The organism is Pseudomonas sp. MBLB4136, from assembly GCF_051904765.1.
Taxonomy (GTDB): Bacteria; Pseudomonadota; Gammaproteobacteria; order Pseudomonadales; family Pseudomonadaceae; genus Aquipseudomonas.
The window spans coordinates 2,935,922-2,957,473 of record NZ_CP196713.1; the positions used below are offsets into that span (position 1 = coordinate 2,935,922).

The following is a 21,552-nucleotide window of genomic DNA, read 5'->3' on the forward strand; positions in this document are numbered from 1 at the left end:
GACCCTGTGCACATGTTATCCGTCGTTTCCCGCCCCCGCCCCGAGGGCCTTCGCCCATGACTCCCATCCTGCGCCGCTTGCTGATCGCCAGCCTCATGCTGCCCCTCGCCCTGCCGCTGCATGCCGCCGACAACAACCGCCTGCCGAGCAAGGTCGAACAGGCGCTCAAGGCCAACAAGATCCACCCGCGTTCCCTGTCGGTGGTGACCCTGCCGCTGACCGGCCCCGGCACCCGCACCCTGGTCAATGCCGACATATCGGTCAACCCGGCCTCGGCCATGAAGCTGGTGACCACCTACGCCGCCCTGGAGCTGCTCGGCCCGACCCACCAATGGGTCACCGAATTCCATACCGACGGCCCGCTCAAGGATGGCGTACTGCAGGGCAACCTCTACCTCAAGGGCGGCGGCGACCCCAAGCTGAACATGGAGAAGCTCTGGCTGCTGCTGCGCGACCTGCGCGCCAACGGCGTGCGCCAGGTGAGCGGCGACCTGGTGCTCGACCGCAGCCACTTCGTGCAGCCCCAGCTGCCGGTGTTCAACGATGACGGCGGCGATGCCAACAAGCCCTACCTGGTGACCCCCGACGCCCTGCTGGTCAACCTCAAGGCGCTGCGCTTCATCGCCCGCGCCGAGGCCGGCAAGGTGCAGATCGCGGTCGAGCCGCCGATCGCCGACATCCGCATCGACAACCGCGTCAAACTGCTGAAGGCGAGCAAGTGCCCCGGCTGGCCGGACGTGCGCTACAACCCGGTGAAGCAGTTCGACGGCACCACGGTGATCGTCACCGGCCAACTCGCCGAGGGCTGCAGCGCCCAGACCTACCTGTCGCTGCTCGATCACCCCGCCTATGCCGCCGGCGCCGTGCGCGCCATCTGGCAGGAACTGGGCGGCAGCATCCTCGGCCAGGACCGCATCGCCGAGGTGCCGAAGAGCGCCCGCCTGCTGGCACGCGCGCACTCCCCCGACCTGGTCGAGATCATCCGCGACATCAACAAGTACAGTAACAACACCATGGCCCGCCAGCTGTTCCTCAACCTCGGCGCGAAGTTCCGCAACTCCGCCGACGGCGACGATGCCAAGGCGGCCCAGCGGGTGATCCGTGCCTGGCTGGCACGCAAGGGCATCACCGCGCCGCACCTGGTGATCGAGAACGGCTCGGGCCTGTCGCGGGCCGAGCGGGTCAGCGCCCGCGAGCTGGCGACTATCCTCCAGGCGGCCTGGAAGAGCCCCTATGCCGCCGAATTCATCAGCTCGATGCCACTGGTGGGGATGGACGGGACCATGCGCAAACGTCTCAAGCGCAGCGCCCTGGAGGGCCAGGCCCATATCAAGACCGGCACGCTGAACAATGTGCGCGCCATCGCCGGCTACAGCCGCGACAGCAACGGCCATACCTGGGCGGTGGTGGCGATCCTCAACGACCCCAGGCCCTGGGGCGCCTCGTCGATTCTCGACCAGGTGCTGGTCGAGCTCTACCGGCAACCGAAGTAACCCGCCGACAGGGAACGGGCTCGGCGATCCAGGCCGCCGCGCCCGCCTCGCTCAACCGCGCGCGGTCAGGCGCCAGGCGCGGTGGATCTTCGGGTTGCGGGCGAAGTCCGGGTCCAGGGTACTGGCACTGATCTCCTCCACCCCGTAGCGCGCCGCCAGGCCTTCATCGAGCTGGAACTTGCGGAAGTTGTTGGAGAAATACAGCACCCCGCCCGGCGCCAGCCGCGCCATGGCCAAGTCGAGCAGCTGCACGTGGTCGCGCTGCACGTCGAACACCCCCTCCATGCGCTTGGAGTTGGAGAAGGTCGGCGGGTCGATGAAGATCAGCTCGTACTCGCCGCGATCCTCGGCCAGCCAGGCCATCACGTCGCCCTGCTCCAGGCGCTGCTTGTCGGAATAGCCATTGAGCGACAGGTTGCGCCGCGCCCAGTCCAGGTAGGTCTTCGACAGGTCGACGCTGGTGGTGCTGCGCGCCCCGCCCTTGGCCGCATGCACGGTGGCGGTGGCGGTGTAGCAGAACAGGTTGAGGAAGCGCTTGCCGGCGGCCTCGCGCTGGATACGCAGGCGCAGCGGCCGATGGTCGAGGAACAGCCCGGTATCGAGGTAGTCGGTGAGGTTGACCAGCAGCTTGACGCCGCCCTCGCTCACCTCCGTGAACTGGCCCTGAGTGCTCTGGCGCTGGTACTGCTTGGTGCCCGCCTGGCGCTCGCGGCGCTTGATGACCACCTTGCTCTTGTCGACGTTCAGCGCCTGGGGAATCGCCGCGAGGGCGTCGAACAGACGGGCCTGGGCCTTATCCGGGTCGATCGAGCGTGGCGCGGCGTATTCCTGCACATGCACCCAGTCACGGTACAGGTCGACCGCCAGGGCGTACTCGGGCATGTCCGCGTCATACAGGCGATAGCACTCGACCCCTTCGCGACGCGCCCACTTGCCCAGCTGCTTGAGGTTCTTCTGCAGGCGGTTGGCGAACATCTGCCCGCCTTCGCTCAGGCGCGCCTGCTCGACAACCGGGGCCGGCGCCGGCACCGGCTTGATCGGATTGCCGTTCTTGTTGTACTGGCGCTCCTGCGGCTGCGCCTTGGCGGCTTCGGCCTGTTCGCGCTCGCGCTCACGCTGCTCCGGGGTGCGCCGCTCGCCGGTGACGAACTGCTCCGGCTGCACCTTGATCAGCAGGAGTTTGCAGGGCAACGCGCCATTCCAGAAGGCGTACTGCTTGTGGCTGCGGATGCCCATGCGCTTGCCCAGCTCCGGCGCGCCGGTGAACACCGCCGCCTCCCAGCCCAAGCAGGCCTGGCGCAAGCGCTCGCCCAGGTTCTGGTAGAGATAGAGCAGGCTGGCCTCATCGCCCAGGCGCTCGCCATAGGGCGGGTTGCTGATCACCAGGCCCTTCTGGTTCTGGTCCGGACGCGGCTCGAAGGTCGCCAGTTCACCCTGGTAGACCTTGACCCAGTCGGAGAGCCCGGCCCGCTCGATGTTGTTGCGCCCCGGCTGGATCAGCCGCGGGTCGGCCTCGTAGCCGCGAATCCACAGCGGCGGCTTGGCCAGACCGGCCGCGGCCCGCTCCTGGGCCTCGGCCTGCAGCTTCTTCCACAGGGCCGGCACATGGCCGAGCCACTGACTGAAGCCCCAGCGCTCGCGCTTGAGGTTGGGGGCGATGTCCGCGGCCATCATTGCCGCCTCCACCAGGAAGGTGCCCACACCGCACATGGGGTCGGCCAACGCCCCGCCCTGGGCAGCGATGCGCGGCCAACCGGCGCGGATCAATACTGCGGCGGCGAGGTTCTCCTTGAGCGGCGCGGCGCCCTGCTGCAGGCGATAGCCACGCTGGTGCAGGCTATGGCCGGACAGGTCGAGGGAGAGGATCGCCTCGCCGCGTTCCAGGCGCAGATGGACGCGCAGATCGGGATTGAGCTTGTCGATCGACGGCCGCGTACCGTCGGCCTGGCGCAGCTTGTCGACGATGGCGTCCTTGACCTTCAGCGCGCCGAAATGGGTGTTGTCGATCCCCGAGCCGTGGCCGCTGAACTCCACCGCCAGGCTGCCGCCCGGCTCCAGGTGCTCGAACCAGTCCACCGCCAGCACGCCCTGGTACAGGCTCTCGGCGTCCTGCACGGCAAAACGCCCCAGCACCAGCAGCACGCGATTGGCCAGACGCGACCACAGGCACAGGCGGTAGGCGCTCTCCAGATCGGCCTCACCACGGATGGCCGACGTCTGCTCACGCGCCTCTTCGAGGCCCAGCTGACTGGCCTCCTCGAGCAGCAAGCCTTCCAGGCCTTTGGGGCAGGTGAGAAAGAGTTCGTAACGATCCGACATGAGAATATCCAGTGCCTAGGGCAGTGTGAGGGGCGTGCAAACGAGTCGACACGGCCAAAATAAGTGACAAAAAGTCGCAATGCGACCCTTCGTCGGAATAAAAAGCGCTCGCAATCAGAATCGAATTGCGATGGCAAAACACCAGCACGGGCGACGCCAAGGCCCGGCCCAGGGGGCTTGTTCCTGAAAGGCCGTGGACTGGCCGCTCAGCCTTATGGCCTCACCCTCAAAAGCATTACGCCCTTATGACAAAACGATCATTCACAGGCCTTCGGGCATTCGTTAGAAATCTCCCTAGGCCGTCGCCGCAATGGCGAAGGCGCAGGAGACTCGCGACGCCGGCAGCGGGCTCCGCAGGCAGATGATTTTCTGCCCGACCTCGCCACGAGGTCCACGGGACATAACAGTCAACAGTGAGGGCAACACCCTATGAGAAGACTTAAGCGTGATCCGTTAGAAAGAGCTTTTTTGCGCGGCTACCAATACGGCATCAATGGAAAATCCCGCGAACTGTGCCCTTTCACCCTCCCTTCGGTCCGTCAAGCCTGGATCAACGGCTGGCGCGAAGGCCGCGGTGACAACTGGGACGGGCTGACCGGCACCGCCGGTATCCATCGACTCAACGAACTTCACGCTGTCGGCTGATCAAGTAAAGGAACTTACCGACTTCATCAAGCACGCCCCAATTCGGGCGGCGGGCGCAAGCCCAAGGGCTCCCTAGGGAGCCCTCTTTATTTCCCCTTCCAGCTTGCCAGTCAGGTCCTCGCGGCCAGTATGGCATCGACCGCCTCGCGGATCAGCGTCGGGCCCTTGTAGATGAACCCCGAATAGATCTGCACCAGGCTGGCGCCGGCGGCGATCTTCTCCGCCGCGTGGCGGCCCTCGGTGATCCCACCCACGGCGATGATCGGCAGGCGCCCGCCCAGCTCGCCGGCCAGCACCTTGACCGTCTGGGTGCTCTTGTCCCGCACCGGTGCACCGGACAGGCCGCCGGCCTCATCGGCGAACTCCAGGCCCTTGACCCCGTCGCGCGACAGCGTGGTGTTGGTGGCGATCACCGCATCCATGCCGGTTTCCAGCAACGCCGCGGCGACCTGGGCGGTTTCCTCGTCGCTCATGTCCGGGGCGATCTTGATCGCCAGCGGCACCCGCCGGCCGTGCTCGCCGGTCAGCTGTTCCTGACGCTGGCGCAGGGCCTCGAGCAGTTGCTTGAGCGAGTCGCCGAACTGCAGGCTGCGCAGGCCCGGGGTATTCGGCGAGCTGACGTTGACCGTGACATAGCTGGCGTGGGCATAGACCTTGTCCAGGCACAGCAGGTAGTCATCCACCGCGCGCTCGACCGGGGTGTCGAAGTTCTTGCCGATATTGATGCCCAGCACGCCCTTGAACCTGGCCGCCTTGACCCGCGCCAACAGGTGATCGACACCATGATTGTTGAAGCCCATGCGATTGATGATCGCCTCGGCCTCGGGCAGGCGAAACAGCCGCGGCTTGGGATTGCCTGGCTGCGGGCGTGGGGTCACGGTGCCGATCTCGACGAAACCGAAGCCCAGCTGGGCGAAGCCGTCGATGGCATCGCCATTCTTGTCCAGGCCGGCCGCCAGTCCGACCGGGTTGGCGAACTCCAGGCCCATAACCTTGACCGGCACGCTCGTCGGCGCCTTGTTCAGCCAGCCGTTGAGGCCCAGACGACCGCCGGCGCCGATCAGGTCGATGGACAGCTCGTGGGAGGTTTCCGGGGAGAGTTTGAACAGCAGCTCGCGGGCCAGGTTATACATGGTCAGGCTCAGCTCGATAATGGCGAAGTCGGAAAGGCCGCGATTATACAGGCCGCACCGCCGCGCAGCGAGGCGCGCGGGCGGGTTCAGTCCAGGCGGCGCAGGCTGAGCAGCTCGCCCCGCGGACTGAACTCCAGTTCAAAGGAACCATAGACCCCATCATGGGTCATAAACGGCCGGATATGATGGGCCGGCAGGCTGACACGCCGTCCATCGCGGCTATCGAGCAGGATACGGTTGGCCCGCCCCTGATAGACTGCACGCAGACGCTCGGACGACAGGGCGATATCCAGAACCAGACGGGGCATGGAGGCACCAAAGCAGATGAATCGGGCAATCTTGCCACAAGCGCCGTGCTTGTCGCCGATGAACCGCGTGGATTTGCCCGGCCGTCCAGGTGCAGCAGCGGCGCGCCTCTGCCACACTGGCACCAGCGCCTCCGGAGTTCGCAGTCGGCCATGAATTCCCAGCAGTCCTCGAGCCTCAGCTCACGCCTGACCACCCTGGCCCAACGCCTGGGCCTGATCGGTCGCGCCCCGCGGCATATCCTCGAGCGCGCCAGCCAGTTGCGCCTGCCCTTCGCCGCCCTGCCCGCGCCCCGCGACAGCATCTGCTGGCTGGATGGGCCGCAGCTGCAGCGCCTGGTCGAACTGCCCCGCGACGCCCTCTCCGGGCCGGTGCAGGAGGACAAGGCGCAGGCCCGCGCCATGCTGATCCGCGTCGTCGAGCAGGAGCAGCAGGCCGCCCCCTCCCTGGACCTGCGCTCGATCGACGGCCTGTGCGCTGGCGAGCCGGAACTGGGCCGTTTCTCCAGTTTCGAGCAGTACGCCGCCAGCGAGGCCTGTCGCCAGGTGCGCATCATCAGCTACAAGGACTTCATCAAGACCATCAGCCTGGCCCTGCCGCGCTTTCTCGCGAGCGAGCGCATCAGCGTGCGCCAGGCCAGCTGGCGCGGCCCACGGCTGTTCTGGGCGGGCGAGCAGCACAGCGAGGCCTTCGCCTGCGCGGTGGCCTACGCACGCCGGCGCGGACTGGAAATCACCCTGCCGGCCGCCCTGACCCGCTATCGCCTGAGCCAGGACGGCCTGGCTCAGCTGCAACAGCACTACCACGTGCTAGCCATGCCGGCCGCCGCCTGGAGTGATCCAAGCTTCATGGGTCTGCTACTGGACAGTGGCCTGCCCTATTCGCGTCTATCGCTGCTCCGCGGCGACGCAGATGCGGAGTTTCTCCTGCTGCCCAAGCACTCCGCCGAGGCCCGGGCCCTGGGCGAAGGCCTGCGTCTGGCCGGCGCGCCGGATGGGGTGAACTACCTCAAGCAACTGGCCGGCGGGGACGCCGGCGAAGCCAACCCGGAGCAGTAATGAAAAAGCCCCGCACTAGGCGGGGCTCGGTTTTTCCTCAGTCCGGACTCAGGGCATGCAGACGCCGTGCTGGGCACTCTGCGCCAGGTCCATCAGTTCCCTGTTGGCGACCGCATACATGGCGTAGTCGGTGCTCGTAGCCGCACGCAGCTCGCCCAGCATGGACTTCCAGCGGCTCACCAGAGGGCGATGCTGATCCAGCCAATGGCTCACCCGCGCCTCGAGCTCGTCCGGCCCTTCGGCCATCTGCAGGACAGACACGGTGATCGCCCGCTGCTGCCAATCCAGATCGTCGCGGAAGGCTTCCCGCGCCAGGGCCTGCCAGTTGTTCTCCACCGGCAAGCTGGAGATCTGCTGCAGGTACCAGGACAGCTCCAGCGCCTCGCCGCCCACGGCGAAGTAGGCCGCGGCCACCTGCGCCGGCTCCTGACCGGTGACATCCGAGGCCTCGATGATCGGCAGCAGGGTATACAGGTGGCTGGTGCCGGCCACCACGCGCGCCAGCTCCTCCGGCACGCCGGCCTCGACGTAGCCCTCGAAGCGCGCCAGCCACTGCTCACGCGCCGGCCCCTCGAGCAGCTCGTCCAGGCTCAGGGCCAGGGCTTCTACCCTCGGCGCGAAGTGCCCGACATCACGCGCGGCATCCAGCTCGTTGCGCCGGCTGCGCAGGAACCAGCGGGTCGCACGGCGGCCCAGGCGCATCAGCTCGTCCATCATCTGCAGCTGCAGCTCGGCCGGCACCTGGTAGTCCAGCGCCTCGATCTGCTGCCACCAGTGCGGCAGACGGAATACGTCGCGCACGATCACGTAGGCCCCGGCCACATTGGCCGCGCTCATGCCGGTGCTTTCCTTCAGGCGCTGGACGAAGGTGATGCCCATGTGGTTGACCAGGTCGTTGGCGATCTGGGTGCTGACGATCTCGCGCTTCAGCCGATGGGTGCGCATGGCCTCGCCGAACTTGTCCGCCAGCTGCGGCGGGAAGGCGGTCTCCACCTCGCGTGCCAGGTACTCGTCGTCCGGCACCGTGGACTTGAGCAAGGACTCCTTGAGGTCGATCTTGCTGTAGGAGATCAGCACCGACAGCTCGGCGCGGGTCAGCCCGTGGCCATTGGCCGCACGCTCGGCCAGCTGCTCGTCGCTGGGCAGGTACTCCAGCGCCCGGTCCAGCTTGCCGGCCATCTCCAGCGCGCCGATCAGGCGGCGGTACTCGCCGATCCGCTCGCGGGCCCGTCGCTGGGCCAGGGACAGCGCCTGGGTCTGCTTGTAGTTGTTGCCCAGCACCAGGTTGCCGACCGCATCGGTCATCTCGGCGAGCAGCTTGTTGCGCTGCTTGCCGGTCATGTCGCCGGCGGTCACCACCTCGTTGACCAGGATCTTGATGTTGACCTCGTGGTCGGAGCAGTCCACGCCACCGGCATTGTCGATGAAGTCGGTGTTGCTGGCGCCACCGCACAGGCCGAACTCGACCCGGCCGAGCTGGCTCATGCCGAGGTTGCCGCCCTCGCCCACCACCTTGCAGCGCAGCTCGTTGCCGTTGACCCGCAGGGCATCGTTGGCCTTGTCGCCGACGTCGGCGTGGCTCTCGCTGCTGGCCTTGACGTAGGTGCCGATGCCACCGTTCCAGATCAGGTCTACCGGCGCCTTGAGCAAGGCATTGAGCAGTTCGGTCGGGGTCAGCTTGTCGGCCTGGATGTCGAAGCGCTCCTTCATCTGCGGGCTGATCGCGATGCTCTTGGCGCTGCGCAGGAAGATGCCGCCGCCGGCGGAGATCAGGCTGGTGTCGTAATCGGCCCAGGACGAACGCGGCAGGTTGAACAGGCGCTGGCGCTCGGCGAAGCTGCTGGCGGCGTCCGGGTTGGGGTCGATGAAGATATGCAAGTGGTTGAACGCCGCCACCACCTGCAGCTGCTCGGACAGCAGCATGCCGTTGCCGAACACGTCGCCAGCCATGTCGCCGATGCCGATAACCGTGATGTTGTCCTTCTGCACGTTGATGCCGCGCTCGCGGAAGTGCCGCTGCACCGAGACCCAGGCACCCTTGGCGGTGATGCCCATGCCTTTGTGGTCGTAGCCGGCCGAGCCGCCCGAGGCGAAGGCGTCGCCGAGCCAGAAGCCGTAGTCGGCGGCGATGCCGTTGGCGATGTCGGAGAAGGTCGCGGTGCCCTTGTCTGCCGCGACCACCAGGTAGGGGTCGTCCTCGTCATGCCGCACGACATGGGCCGGCGGCACCACCGCGCCCTCCTTCAGGTTATCGGTGATATCCAGCAGGCCGGAGATGAAGATGCGGTAGCAGGCGATGGCCTCGGCCTGGATCTCGTCACGGCCGCCACCCAGGGGCAGGCGGCGCGGAACGAAGCCGCCCTTGGCGCCGACCGGCACGATCACCGCGTTCTTCACCTGCTGAGCCTTGACCAGACCGAGCACCTCGGTGCGGTAGTCCTCCTCGCGATCCGACCAGCGCAGGCCACCGCGCGCCACCTTGCCGCCGCGCAGGTGCACGCCCTCGACCCGCGGCGAGTAGACGAATATCTCGTACTTGGGAACCGGCTTGGGCATCTCCGGGATGGCCCGCGGGTCCAGCTTGAAGCTGAAGTAGTCCTTGGCCTTGCCCTTGGCGCCCGGCTGGTAATAGTTGGTGCGCAGGGTGGCCTTGATCAGGTCCAGGTAGCGACGCAGGATGCGGTCTTCGTTGAGCACCGCGACGCCGTCCAGGGCGTTGACGATGGCCTGCTCGAGGCGCTGCTGCTTGTCTTCCAGGTCCTCGGCGCTGAGCTTGCGGGCCAGGTAGAAGCGGGTCTTGAACAGGCGCACCAGCTCGCGGGCGATGTCCACATGATTGATCAGGGTGCTGGCGATATAGCCGAGATCGAAGCCCAGGCGAATCTGCTTCAGGTAGCGGGCATAGGCGCGCAGCAGCGCCACGTCGCGCCAGGTCAGGCCGGCGGCCAGCACTAGGCGGTTGAACGCGTCGTTCTCCGCCGCGCCCTGGCTGATGCGCACGAAGGCCTCCTGCAGGTTGTCGTTGAGTTCCTGGATATTGACTTCCAGGTCCTCGGCGTGGGTGAAGGAGAAGTCGTGGATCCAGTACTCGCGACCGTCCCTGTTGCGCATGTGGAAGGGGAACTCGCCGAGCACGCGCAGGCCGAGGTTTTCCAGGATCGGCAACACGTCCGACAGTGGCAGCGGCGTATCGGCATGGTAGAGCTTGCAGTGCAGCTGGCGGTGACCCTGGGTCAGTGGCCGGTAGAAGCTCATCACCAGCGGGCGCTGCTCGTTCAGTTCGAGCAGGTGCTCCATGTCCACCACCGCCGAATGCGGCGCGAAGCGCTCGCGGTAGCCGGCCGGGAAGCCGCCGGGGAAGGCGGCCAGCACGTTGGTGCCCTGGGCCTCGCCGAAGTTCTCGATGGTCAGGCTGGCATAGTCGTCCTTCCACGAACGGCAGGCCTGGATCACCTCCTGCTCGAGGCGCTGCGAATCGATCTGCACCTTGCTCTTGGGGTCGACGCGCAGGATGAACTGCACCCGCGCCAGCACCGACTCGGAGAAGAAGGTCCAGAATTCGCAGTCGCTGGCCTGCAGGCGCTCCATCAGCACCTGCTGGATCTTCTGGCGGATCTCGGTGGAATAGACGTCCCGCGGCACATAGGCCAGGCAGTAGTAGAAGCGCCCGTAGGGGTCCTTGCGCACGAACACCCGCAGCTTGTTGCGCTCCTGGATCTGCACGATGCTCATGGCGGTGTTGAACAGGTCGTCGACCGGGGTCTGGAACAGGTCGTCGCGCGGCAGCACCTCCAGCACCTGCTCCAGTTCCTTGCCCTGGTGCCCCTTGCTGTCGAAACCGGAACGCTGAATGACCTCGCCAACCTTGCGCCGGATGTAGGGAATGCGGTTGACGCTGACGGCGTACACCGACGAGGTGTAGAGGCCCATGAAGCGGCACTCCTTGACCACCTGGCCCTTGTTGTTCAGCTCGCGGATGGAGACGAAGTCCGGATACGCCGGGCGATGCACGCGGCTGGTCTGCGAGGCCTTGGCGAAAGACAGCAGCAGCGGCTCGCGCAGGTAGCTGACCGCCTCCGGTTCGATATGCAACTCGTCGCTCTTCAACCCGCCGCGTAGGCTCTTGGACAGACCCAGCAGGGACTTCTCGTCGTACACCATGGCGCCGCCGCCGGCCTCGTCGACGACGGTGAACTCCTCGTAGCCGAGGAAGGTGAAATGGTTGTCCAGCAGCCAGGTGAGGAACACCTTGACCTCGTCCACCTCGCTGGGGTCGGCCTTGAGCTTGGCCTTGTCCAGCCAGGCCAGCAGCTCGTGGGCCTTGGCCTTCATCGGCTCGAAGTCGGCGACCGCCAGGCGCACGTCACCGAGCACTTCCTGCAGGGCGGCTTCCAGGGTCCGTAGCTCGCCCTGGGTGGCGCAGCGGTCGATCTCCAGGTACATCAGGGCTTCGAGCTGCATGTCCTCGGCCTGCCCGCCCTTGGGCAGCAGCTCCACCAGTTCGCCGGCCGCATTGCGGCGCACGTTGAGCACGCTGTTCTGCAGGGTATGGATGCTGTAACCACGGCGATTGAGCTCCATGCGCACCGAGTCGACCAGGAACGGCTGGTCGCGGTGCAGCACCTCGACGGCGGTATGGGTCGACTGCCAGCCATGCCGCTCATAGTCCGGATTGAACACGCGCACCTCGGTCTGCGCAGGTTCGAAGCGTGCCAGCAGACGCCAGGCCGAGAGGGTGCAACCGACCAGGTCGGAGAGGCGCCGCTCGGTGAGCTCCTCGAGAGAAATGATGCCGAAGAATCGCTCGGCGAACAGACTGATCTGAGGCAGGGCTTGCTCGCTGACGTGCTGCGCCAAGGCCGCTTGCAGTTGTTGCTGGAAGTCGGCTTTGCTGGCAGCCGTGAAGAACGCCATGGTTGTGCTCCGTTTGGCTTGTGATTCGACGAGGGCAGTCCTGGACCATGACTGACGCCGCAACGTTGTAGTTCAACGTTAGTTCATGAAGCTGCCACCACCCCAACCGGGCGACTTCAGAACGCGGGCCAGACCCAAGACTTACTGGTCACATTTGCCCGACGAGCTTAACGAGCCAGGGCCGCTCCGCGCTTCTGGCGCTGCGACATTTTCTTTCAAGGCTGCCCCGGCCAGGAACAAAGTGCGCAATCGGGCTCACCGATTCGGCCCTGCATGCCCAGCCGGGTCCTCCAGCGCGCGGCGCCCGGGCTCAGGCTCCGCGCATCGCCTGGGGCAACAGCAGGACGATCTGCGGGTAGGCTGTGATCAGTACCGCCGCCAGCACCAGCAACAGGAAGAAGGGGAAGCTGGCCTTGGCCACCTTCCACATGTCATGCCCGGTCAGGTTCTGGATGACGAACAGGTTGAAGCCCACTGGCGGGGTGATCTGCGCCATCTCGACCACCAGGATGAGGAAGATGCCGAACCACAGCAGGTCGATACCCGCCGCCTGCACCGCCGGCAGCACTACCGCAGTGGTCAGCAGAATGATCGAAATACCGTCGAGGAAGCAGCCAAGGACGATGAACAATACAGTCAGCGCCAGCAGCAGCAGATAAGGCGATAACTGTTTGGCGATGATCCAGTCGGCGAGCGCCGACGGCAGCCCGGTGAAGCTCATGGCCGAGGTCAGATAGGCGGCCCCGAGCAGGATGAAGAAGATCATGCACGAGGTGCAGACCGCCCCCATCAGGCTGGCCATGAAGGTGTCGCGATTCAGCGAGCCCGAGCACAGGGCAATCAACAGCGCGCCAACCACCCCGACGGCCGCAGCTTCGGTGGCCGTGGCGAATCCGGCGTAGATCGATCCGATCACCGCGCCGATCAACAGCACCACGGGAATCAGCAACTTCGAACCGCGCAGCTTCTCCATGAACGGCAACGCTTCGGCTTTTGCCGGCAGTTTGTCGCGATTGAACAGTGCCCAGAGCATCAGGAAGCCACTGAAGATCGCCAGCAGCAGCAGGCCCGGCAAAATGCCGGCGATGAACAGCCGGGAGATGGATACCTGTGCCGCCACCCCATAGACGATCATCATGATCGAGGGCGGAATCAGCAGCCCGAGGGTCCCGGCGCCCGCCAGCGAGCCCATGGCGATGCTGTCCGGATAGCCGCGCGACTTCAACTCCGGCAGGGAAATGCGGCCGATGGTCGCCGCAGTGGCCGCCGACGAACCGCTGACCGCGGCAAAGATACCGCAACCGAACACATTGACGTGCAACAGCCGCCCCGGCAGGCCGCGCATCCACGGCGACAGGCCATTGAACATGTCTTCCGAGAGGCGCGTGCGATAGAGAATCTCGCCCATCCAGATGAACAGCGGCAGGGCCGTCAATGTCCAACTGGCGCTGGCGGCCCAACTGGTGGATGCGAGAATCGAGCCGGCGGGAGCACCACCGAACAACTCCATGCCGATGATACCGACGCCGATCAGCGACAATGCGACCCATACGCCCCCGCCGAGCAGCGCGAACAGCGCCACCAACAGGGTGATTGTAACTATCGTGTGTTCCATGACTGACTCACTGGTGCACTGCGGGCATGGCCGCAAAAAAGAAGGATGCCTCGGGCAGTTGTCATTCGCTCAGCACGACGCCGCCGTCGGCGACCTCGAAGCGCCGTCCCAGGCATACCAGCACTAGGCGCTCGGCCATCGCGACTACCAGAATCAGGGTACCGAGCAGCATCGGCAGCTGCGGCAGCCACATCGGAATGGGCAGCAGGCCTGACGACACCTCGTTGAACTCGTAGGACTCGATCACGAACAACGCGCAGTACCAGGCCAGATAGGCGGCGATTAGCAAGCCGATGGCGGTGCTCAGCACATCGGCGAGAACCCGCCCGCGAGCCGGCAACAGGCGCCACAGCAGCTCGACGCGCACATGCGCGCCGCGCTGCAGGGCATAAGGCAGCGCGAGGAAGCCCGAGGCCGCCATGGCGTAAGCGGCGAACTCATCGGCCGAGGGCACCATGGTGCCCAGCTGCCGCGAGACGATCTGAGCCACGACCAGCAGGCAGATCAGGACGAGAAACACACCGGAAAGCCATCCGGACAAGGTGTAGAGCTTACGCAACGGCGTCATGATCGACAGACTCCCTTGATCGCTAGTGAATATCGGGGCACGACGCAGCGCTGCTGCACAGCCTCGCGTCAGCCCCGGCGACATCAGACCAGGATGTCAGTCGTTGTACGCATCAATGATGGCCTTGCCGTCGGCACCGGACTTCTCCAGCCATTCGGCGGCCATGGTTTGACCGATCGCCTCGAAACCGGCCTCGACCGCCTCCGGCGCCTGCTCGGCGACCTGCATGCCGTTATCGGCGAGAGTCTGCACCAACTTGCCGGTTTCCTCCTGAGCGATCGCCCAGCCGCGACTCTCGGCGCGCGCAGCGGCTTCCAGCACGGCCTTTTGCGAAGCCTCGGGCAGGCGCTTGAAGGCCCGTGCATTGACGATCACGAAATTCTTCGGAATGAACGCCTTGACGTCATAGTAGTAAGAAGCGAAGTCCCAGGCCTGGGAGTCCACGCCCGTGGTGGGCGAGGTCAACATGCCGCTGATCATGCTGGTGCTGAACGCCTGGGGGATCTCACCAGTCTGGATCACCGTCGGAACGGCGCCCATCAGTTCGACCATGCGCGAGGTCGCCGGGTTGTAGGCACGAAACTTCATGCCCTTGAAGTCGTCCATGCTGCTGATCGGGGTCTTGCTGTAGATGCTCTGCGGCGACCAGGGCATGGCATACAACAGCTTGATGCCCTGCTTCGCGAGACGCGCCTCCACCGCCGGCCGGCTAACCTCCCACAGCTTCTGCGCCTCACTGTAGTTGCGCACGAGGAACGGCACGCTGTCGACTTCATAGATGGGGTCTTCGTTGCCCAATACCGACATAAGCACATCGCCGACCTGAACTTGGCCAGTCTGCACCGCGCGCTTGACTTCCGGTCGCTTGAACAGCACCGAATTGGCATGGATGCGTATCTGCAACTCGCCGGCGGAGGCGGCCTCGACATCCTTGGCAAAATCCTTGGCCACGGTGGTGATGAAGTTGCCTTCGGGCTGCTCGACCGTCATGTTCCAGCGCTCGGCGGCCTGTGCGGAGAATGCGCCGATGCCCAGGGCACAAGCCATGGCCGACAGTGCGTGGCGAAACGTAGTGATCTTCATGAATGTCTCCAGATTATTGTTGTAGTAGGCGCACAGGTCTGCGCCGGCGCTTGAGGGATAACGCCCCGAGTCTTGTGGAACAGGCAAAGCCTGTCCAACTAGAAAAACCGGGAACGCATGATCGGAAATTGTTATGGGACCGAGGGCAACACGGCATCGGAGGCCCTATGCCTCAGGCTCAAGCACCGCCCTGCTCCCCACCCGGTACCGGCAACACGACCATGGCCGCCCCCATCTGCTCGCCGTACTCATCGAGCACCTCCCGGGCGAGGGCGATGATGTCCTCGCTCAGCTCGAGGCCGGCACCGGTGCGCCAGGTGGCAACGATGCCAAGAGGCGCAGGTTGCGGCACCTCGTCGAGGACCGTCAGCCCCCCCTGCTGCAACTCTTCGCTGACCAATACCCCCGGCAACGCGCCGATGCCGAAGCCGTCGCGAATCAACCGTGTCATGGCCGCTACCGAGTTCACGCAACTGATCCGCGGCGCACTGACGTTGCCTGCATGGAGCAGGTTGAGGATGTCCTGATGGGGACGCGAGTTCTTCGAGAAGGTGATGATGCGTTCCTTGGCCAGTTCATCCATCGAGGCATAGCGCCGGTGGTACAGGGAACCCGTCGGCACTATCCACTGCACCGGAAACTTCGCCAGCTCCAGGTTGCGCACACTGTCGCTATGCACCATGTCGGTCTGGAAGATGATATCCAGATAGCCCTTGTGCAGCTGATCGCAGAGGTTGCGCGCGGTATCGGTCGTCAGCTCGATCTCCACCGCGGGATAGCGCTCCATGATCTTGGTGACGAAGGGGCTCAGCCAGGTGTGAATGACAGTATCCATGGCCCCCACCCGAACCCGCCCATGAATGCTACCGGTATCGCTGATGGCCTGCTTCAGCGCCTGCATGGTGTCGATCATGCGCTCGGCGTATTCGAGCACCTTCTGCCCTTCCGGGGTCAGCGAGACCCCCTTCGAGTCACGCAGGAACAGGCGCACGCCCAGCTCGTCTTCCAGCGCGGCAATTCGGCTCGAGACAGAGGCCTGGGTACTGAACAACTTCTCCGCTGTGAGGCGAAAGCTTTTCAGCCGTGCCACCCACACGAAAGTCTCGAGAAATCTCAGGTTCATGGTCGACTGCCCCCTCCCGGCAATGCCGTTTCGCTGTGGAAAAACAAGACACCATGATGCATGCGAAGCCGTCCGCGCGCCAAATTCGCGCCCTCGCCAGGTCTGCTGCATCGAAATTTCCTATCACCCTCCCCCCGCTTTTTCTCGTTGGACGCCAGCCCCCCCACCTACCAAGAATGCCCCGGCGGTAGCCAAGCCCAATAACAACAAACTTAGAGTACGCCCTGCCCAGCGATTGCGTTCCAATTGCGCGCTCGGCGTCCAGGAGACACTCTGGATGACCCAGAACAATTGCCTGACGGCCCTACTGATCGCCAGCAGCCTCCCCGGCCTGGCCCACGCCGGGTTCATCGGCGACAGCAAAGGCAGCCTCGAGCTGCGCAACTTCTACTTCAATCGTGACTTTCGCCAACCCGATGCCCGCGACAAGGCGGAAGAGTGGGCGCAGGGCTTTCTCCTGCGCCTGGAGTCGGGCTACACAGATGGCACCCTGGGCGTCGGCATCGACGCGACCGGCCTGCTGGGACTGAAACTCGACTCCGGCGATGGCACCGCGGGCAGTGGCCTGTTACCCGCCGACCGTGCCGGCGGCTCACAGGACGAATACGCGAAGCTCGACCTGACCGCCAAGTTCAGGACCGGCAAGAGCACCCTGCGGATCGGCTCCCTGGCCTTTCGCAGCCCCATCGTTTCGTCGAATGACTCGCGCCTGCTCCCGGCCTCCTTCCGCGGCGCCCTGCTGAATGTACAGGAGATCGACAGGCTGACCCTGCAAGGCGGGCGGATCGACCGCATCAAGGCCAACAACTCCACCGACTACAGCGAGATGAGCGCCAGCCGCATCGGCGGCGACAGCGACGCGTTCGTGTTCGGCGGCGGCGATTACCGGTTCACTCCCGAACTCAGCGCCGGCCTGCACTACGGCAACCTGCAGGACATCTACCAGCAGTACTACGGCACCCTGACCCACCTCAAGGCACTGGGCGCCGGCCAGTCGCTCAAGACCGACCTGCGCCTGGCCAAGAGCCGCGAAGATGGCAGCTTCCGCGACCTCGACAACCAGGCCCTAGGCGCCATGCTGACCTACAGCCTCAACGGCCATGCCTTCGGCGCCGGCTACCAGCGCATGAGCGGCGACGATCCGTTCCCCTATATCGCCAGCAGCGACCCGTACCTGGTCAACTTCATCCAGATCAACGACTTCGCCAATGTCGACGAACGCTCCTGGCAGGCGCGCTACGACTACAACTTCGCCGCCATCGGCCTGCCCGGCCTGACGTTCATGAGCCGCTACGTCTCCGGCGACAACGTACGGGTCGGTGCCCGTAACGACGGCAAGGAATGGGAACGCAACACCGACATCGCCTATGTCGTGCAGCAAGGCCCGCTGCAGAACCTCGGCATCAGGTGGCGGAACGCAAGCGTTCGCTCGAACTTCGGCAATGATCTGAACGAGAACCGCCTGATCCTCAGCTACAGCCTGGCGCTCTGGTAACCAGCTGGGCCCGCAACAACGAGCACGGCAACGCGTCGGCGCGAGATTGCGACACCGGCACCGCGCGCCGCGAATGGACTCGACGGCGCATTGCCGACATCGAATTTTCCGATCTCCAGCGCTCGTTTTTATTAGTTGGACGCGGCAAATGGCCCGTTCAAGAATGCTGCACTAGCTCCCTAACCCGTGGCCCAAACCGTGCAGCTGCCACCCCACCGCCGTCCTAGCCCGCGTCCGCTGGACCGGGCAAGACGCTACGCTCAGAGGAACACTCCGTGACCAGCCTGCTTCTGAACTGTGATATCGGCGAAAGCTTTGGCCCCTGGAAAATGGGCATGGATGCCGAAGTCATGCCCTATATCGACTGCGCCAACATCGCCTGCGGCTTCCACGCCTCGGACCCCAGCACCATGCGCAAGACCGTGGCCCTGGCCGTCAGTCATGGCGTGCGCATCGGTGCCCACCCGGGCTATCAGGACCTGGTCGGCTTCGGGCGCCGCTCGATGGACTGCACGCCTCAGGAGGTCGAGGACCTGCTGCTCTATCAGGTCGGAGCGCTCGAAGCGATCTGCCGCAGCCAGGGCAGCCGGGTCAGCTATGTCAAACCCCACGGTGCGCTGTACCAGGACATGATGCGCAAGCCGCAGATCCTGCGCGCCGTAATGCGCGCCGTGGCCAGCTATGACCGGGGTCTGCCGCTGATGCTGATGACCACCCGTGACAATCGCCAGGCGCAAGACATGGGCGACGAATTCGGCATCACCCTGTGGTTCGAGGCCTTCGCCGATCGGGCCTACGACGCGGCCGGCTATCTTGTGGCCCGCAGCCAGCCCGGCGCTGTGCATCACGACAGCGACGTCATCGTCAGCCAGGCCACCACCCTGGCCAAGGGCGACACGCTGATCGCCAGCGATGGCAGTGCCTTGCCCTTGCAGGCCCATACCCTGTGCGTGCATGGCGACAACGCCGGCTCGATCGCCGCGGTGCGCCGCATTCGCCAGGCCTTCGACGCACTGGCCCAAGCATGACTGTCCGCGCCCCAGTTCCGCGAGTCGAGATCGCCGGCATCGACAGCCTCATCCTGCGCCTGTTCGAGAGCATCGAAGAGCGCAACATGCCCTGGCTGCTGGCCGCTAGCCAACGACTGCGCAGCGCTTTCGGCGCGGCCCTGGTCGACCTGGTGCCGTCCTACACCACCCTGTTGCTGCACTACGACCTCGAACGGATCACGGCGAACGAAGTCCGGCAATTGATCGCCGAGGCCTTCGCCGACCTGCAGCCGGCCAGCGGCGCAGGCGGCCGCTGTCACAGCCTGCCGACTTGGTATGACCGCAGCGTCGGCCCTGAACTGTCCCTGCTGGCGCGGCGCAGCGGCCTCTCCGAGGCCGAGGTCATCCGGCGTCACAGCAGCCACGAGTATCAGGTGTTTGCCCTAGGCTTCGCCCCCGGCTTCGCCTTCATGGGACTGGTCGAGGAAACCCTGGCCACCCCCCGCCTGAGCACGCCGCGCAAACGCATCGCCCCCGGCAGTGTGGGCATCGCCGAACGCCAAACCGCGGTCTACCCGGTGGTTTCGCCGGGCGGCTGGAACCTGCTCGGGCGCAGCCCGGCCAAGCTCTTCGACCACAGCATCGAGGGCTACAGCCTGTTGCAGCCGGGCGACCGGGTACGCTTCGAACCCATCGACCGGGCCGAGTTCATCCAACTCGGCGGCGACGACAGCCCTCTGGAGATGTCCTCATGAGCCACGCCCCCACCACCGGCGGGCTGCGCATCGAGCGCAGCACCCCCTTCATCCAGTTGCAGGATGCCGGCCGCTATGGCGTGCGCCACCTGGGGGTGACCCAAAGCGGCGCCCTGGACTGGATTTCCATGTACTGGGCCAACTGGTTGCTGGGTAACGCGCTGGGAGCCGTCGTAGTCGAAATCACCCTGGGCAACCTCAGCCTGGTGTGCGAGCAGGACGCCTGCCTGGCCCTGACCGGTGCCGATCTGGGCGCCAGCCTGGACGGCCAGCCCCTGCCCCCCTGGCGCAGTTTCAGGGTGCGCCAGGGCCAACGACTCGAGTTCGCCCAACCACGGCAGGGCGCCCGTGCCTACCTGGCGGCGCCCGGCGGCTTCGCGGCCCCCAAGGTGCTCGGCAGCAGCTCCAGCATCGCTCGCGAACAGCTCGGCGGCCTGCAGGGTGACGGCAAGCCATTGGTGGCCGGCGACCGGCTCTGCTGGACCGGTACGGCGCAGGGGCAACGCATGATGGATGAACGGCTGGTGCCCGTGTTCACGCCTTCGCCCCGCCTGCAACTGGTAATGGGCGCGCAAATCGGCGATTTCAGCGGACAGAGCCTGTTCGATGCGTTCAACAGCAGCTGGAAGATCGACTCGCGCTCCGATCGCATGGGCATGCGCCTGCTCGGTCCCCAATTGCAGTGCCGCCGCACGAGCATGGTGTCCGAAGGGATTCCGCTGGGCGCCGTACAGGTACCGCCGGACGGCCAGCCGATCGCCCTGCTCAACGACCGGCAGACCATCGGCGGCTACCCGCGCCTCGGCGCCCTCACGCCACAGGCCGTGGCCAGACTGGCGCAATGCCTGCCTGGGGAGGAGCTGCACCTGCAGCCTGCGCAGCAGGAGTCCGCGCAACACGCGCACCTACGCCTGCTCGCCCAGTGGCAATCAGGCTGACCCTGGCTCATCCCTTTGCTCTGGAGTGCCTCGCCTAGCGCCTGTCGCTGGGCGAGGACGCCGCGCCGCGCATAGCCGACGCCGCAGCAAATGCATTAAAGTCTAGGCCGTCGCTGCGCCCGGCACGACGCGCCCCCTCCAGCAAAGAGCCCGACGATGGAACACCGTGAAGCGCTCGTCGCCCTGCGACACTTTCTCTCGAGCCAGATCCTCGGCCAGGAAAAACTCATCGAACGCCTGCTGATCGCCCTGCTCGCCGACGGCCACATGCTGGTCGAAGGCGCTCCAGGCCTGGCCAAGACCAAGGCGATCAAGGAGTTGGCCGAAGGCATCGAAGCCGAGTTCCATCGCATCCAGTTCACCCCCGACCTGTTGCCCGCCGACATCACCGGCACCGAGATCTTCCGCCCGGAAACCGGCAGCTTCGCCTTCCAGCAGGGGCCGATCTTCCACAACCTGGTACTGGCCGACGAGATCAACCGCGCCCCGGCCAAGGTCCAGTCGGCGCTGCTCGAGGCCATGGCCGAGCGCCAGGTCAGCGTCGGCCGCAGCACCTACGAGCTGTCGCCGCTGTTCCTGGTCATGGCCACGCAGAACCCGATCGAGCAGGAAGGCACCTACCCGCTGCCGGAGGCCCAGCTCGACCGTTTCCTGATGCACGTGCGCATCGGCTTTCCGGACGCCGCGGTGGAGCGCAAGATCCTCCTGCAGGCCCGCGGCGAGGCCTTGCACGGCGAAACCAAGCCGGAGCAGCGGGTCAGCCAGCAGGCGATCTTCGTCGCCCGCCGGGAAATCCTCGGCCTGTACATGGCCGACGCCGTGGAGGAATACCTGGTGCAGTTGGTGATGGCCTCGCGCACCCCGGCCAAGTACGACCTGGAGCTGGCCGAATGGATCGCCTACGGCGCCAGCCCGCGCGGCACCATCGCCCTGGATCGCTGCGCGCGCGCCCACGCCTGGCTGGCCGGACGCGACTTCGTCAGCCCGGAGGACATCCAGGCGGTGCTGTTCGACGTGCTGCGCCACCGCATCATCCTGTCGTTCGAGGCGGAAGCCGCCGGAGTCGACCAGGACCGCGTGGTGCAGCGCATTCTCGATGTGGTCGCCGTCGCTTGAGC

Annotated in this window: 16 protein-coding genes; 8 read left to right on the forward strand and 8 right to left on the reverse strand. The window is 65.6% G+C overall.

All coding sequences use genetic code 11. From position 1 onward, the window contains the following. The first annotated feature begins 56 nt into the window (after positions 1–56). Positions 57–1,493 (forward strand): D-alanyl-D-alanine carboxypeptidase/D-alanyl-D-alanine endopeptidase, encoded by a 1,437-nt coding sequence (dacB, locus tag ACSX1D_RS13170; RefSeq protein WP_439858931.1) that lies wholly within the window; start codon positions 57–59, stop codon positions 1,491–1,493. Positions 1,494–1,544: 51 nt separating this feature from the next. On the opposite strand, the gene rlmKL is transcribed toward dacB, so the two are convergent. Further along, positions 1,545–3,812 carry a bifunctional 23S rRNA (guanine(2069)-N(7))-methyltransferase RlmK/23S rRNA (guanine(2445)-N(2))-methyltransferase RlmL gene (gene rlmKL / locus ACSX1D_RS13175; RefSeq protein WP_439858932.1) on the reverse strand — a complete coding sequence of 756 codons (2,268 nt, stop codon included), beginning with the start codon at positions 3,810–3,812 and terminating at the stop codon, positions 1,545–1,547. A gap of 429 nt (positions 3,813–4,241) precedes the next feature. Here rlmKL and rmf point away from each other — a divergent pair, with 429 nt between their 5' ends. Next, the gene (gene rmf, locus ACSX1D_RS13180) at positions 4,242–4,457 is read left to right on the forward strand and encodes a ribosome modulation factor (RefSeq protein ID WP_159973046.1); all 216 of its coding nucleotides are present in this window, start codon (positions 4,242–4,244) and stop codon (positions 4,455–4,457) included. A 110-nt stretch (positions 4,458–4,567) separates the two neighbouring features. Here the strand turns inward: rmf and ACSX1D_RS13185 are convergent, their stop codons facing one another. Next, the gene (locus ACSX1D_RS13185; protein WP_439858933.1) at positions 4,568–5,590 is read right to left on the reverse strand and encodes a quinone-dependent dihydroorotate dehydrogenase; all 1,023 of its coding nucleotides are present in this window, start codon (positions 5,588–5,590) and stop codon (positions 4,568–4,570) included. An 86-nt stretch (positions 5,591–5,676) separates the two neighbouring features. Further along, positions 5,677–5,898: a DUF2835 domain-containing protein gene (locus ACSX1D_RS13190; RefSeq protein ID WP_439858934.1), complete on the reverse strand. Its 222-nt coding sequence runs from the start codon at positions 5,896–5,898 to the stop codon at positions 5,677–5,679. 150 nt (positions 5,899–6,048) lie between these two features. Here ACSX1D_RS13190 and ACSX1D_RS13195 point away from each other — a divergent pair, with 150 nt between their 5' ends. Then, positions 6,049–6,954, forward strand: a complete 906-nt coding sequence (locus ACSX1D_RS13195) for a DUF6685 family protein (RefSeq protein ID WP_439858935.1) — start codon at positions 6,049–6,051, stop codon at positions 6,952–6,954. 48 nt (positions 6,955–7,002) lie between these two features. Here ACSX1D_RS13195 and ACSX1D_RS13200 read toward each other — a convergent pair whose 3' ends face one another. From ACSX1D_RS13200 to ACSX1D_RS13220, 5 genes are all read right to left on the reverse strand, one after another. Continuing rightward, entirely contained in the window at positions 7,003–11,868 is a 4,866-nt protein-coding gene (locus ACSX1D_RS13200; protein WP_439858936.1) for an NAD-glutamate dehydrogenase, read from the reverse strand. Positions 11,869–12,178: 310 nt separating this feature from the next. Beyond that, positions 12,179–13,483 carry a TRAP transporter large permease gene (locus tag ACSX1D_RS13205; protein WP_439858937.1) on the reverse strand — a complete coding sequence of 435 codons (1,305 nt, stop codon included), beginning with the start codon at positions 13,481–13,483 and terminating at the stop codon, positions 12,179–12,181. A gap of 61 nt (positions 13,484–13,544) precedes the next feature. Next, positions 13,545–14,051 carry a TRAP transporter small permease gene (locus tag ACSX1D_RS13210; RefSeq protein ID WP_439858938.1) on the reverse strand — a complete coding sequence of 169 codons (507 nt, stop codon included), beginning with the start codon at positions 14,049–14,051 and terminating at the stop codon, positions 13,545–13,547. A 96-nt stretch (positions 14,052–14,147) separates the two neighbouring features. Continuing rightward, complete coding sequence (locus ACSX1D_RS13215) at positions 14,148–15,134, reverse strand: TRAP transporter substrate-binding protein (protein WP_439858939.1); 987 nt, start codon at positions 15,132–15,134, stop codon at positions 14,148–14,150. Positions 15,135–15,312: 178 nt separating this feature from the next. Then, on the reverse strand, positions 15,313–16,257 hold the full coding sequence (locus ACSX1D_RS13220) for a LysR family transcriptional regulator (protein WP_439858940.1): 945 nt from the start codon (positions 16,255–16,257) through the stop codon (positions 15,313–15,315). A gap of 277 nt (positions 16,258–16,534) precedes the next feature. Here ACSX1D_RS13220 and ACSX1D_RS13225 point away from each other — a divergent pair, with 277 nt between their 5' ends. From ACSX1D_RS13225 to ACSX1D_RS13245, 5 genes are all read left to right on the forward strand, one after another. After that, positions 16,535–17,752 carry an OprD family porin gene (locus tag ACSX1D_RS13225; RefSeq protein ID WP_439858941.1) on the forward strand — a complete coding sequence of 406 codons (1,218 nt, stop codon included), beginning with the start codon at positions 16,535–16,537 and terminating at the stop codon, positions 17,750–17,752. A 275-nt stretch (positions 17,753–18,027) separates the two neighbouring features. After that, positions 18,028–18,780, forward strand: a complete 753-nt coding sequence (locus ACSX1D_RS13230) for a 5-oxoprolinase subunit PxpA (RefSeq protein ID WP_439858942.1) — start codon at positions 18,028–18,030, stop codon at positions 18,778–18,780. Next, on the forward strand, positions 18,777–19,496 hold the full coding sequence (gene pxpB, locus ACSX1D_RS13235) for a 5-oxoprolinase subunit PxpB (protein WP_439858943.1): 720 nt from the start codon (positions 18,777–18,779) through the stop codon (positions 19,494–19,496). Before ACSX1D_RS13230 ends, pxpB begins: the two co-directional genes overlap by 4 nt. Continuing rightward, positions 19,493–20,434, forward strand: coding sequence for a biotin-dependent carboxyltransferase family protein (locus ACSX1D_RS13240; RefSeq protein ID WP_439858944.1), 942 nt, complete (start codon positions 19,493–19,495; stop codon positions 20,432–20,434). The genes pxpB and ACSX1D_RS13240 overlap by 4 nt, the downstream gene beginning before the upstream one ends. A 156-nt stretch (positions 20,435–20,590) precedes the next feature. Beyond that, entirely contained in the window at positions 20,591–21,550 is a 960-nt protein-coding gene (locus ACSX1D_RS13245) for an AAA family ATPase (RefSeq protein WP_439858945.1), read from the forward strand. The last annotated feature ends 2 nt before the right edge of the window (positions 21,551–21,552 follow it).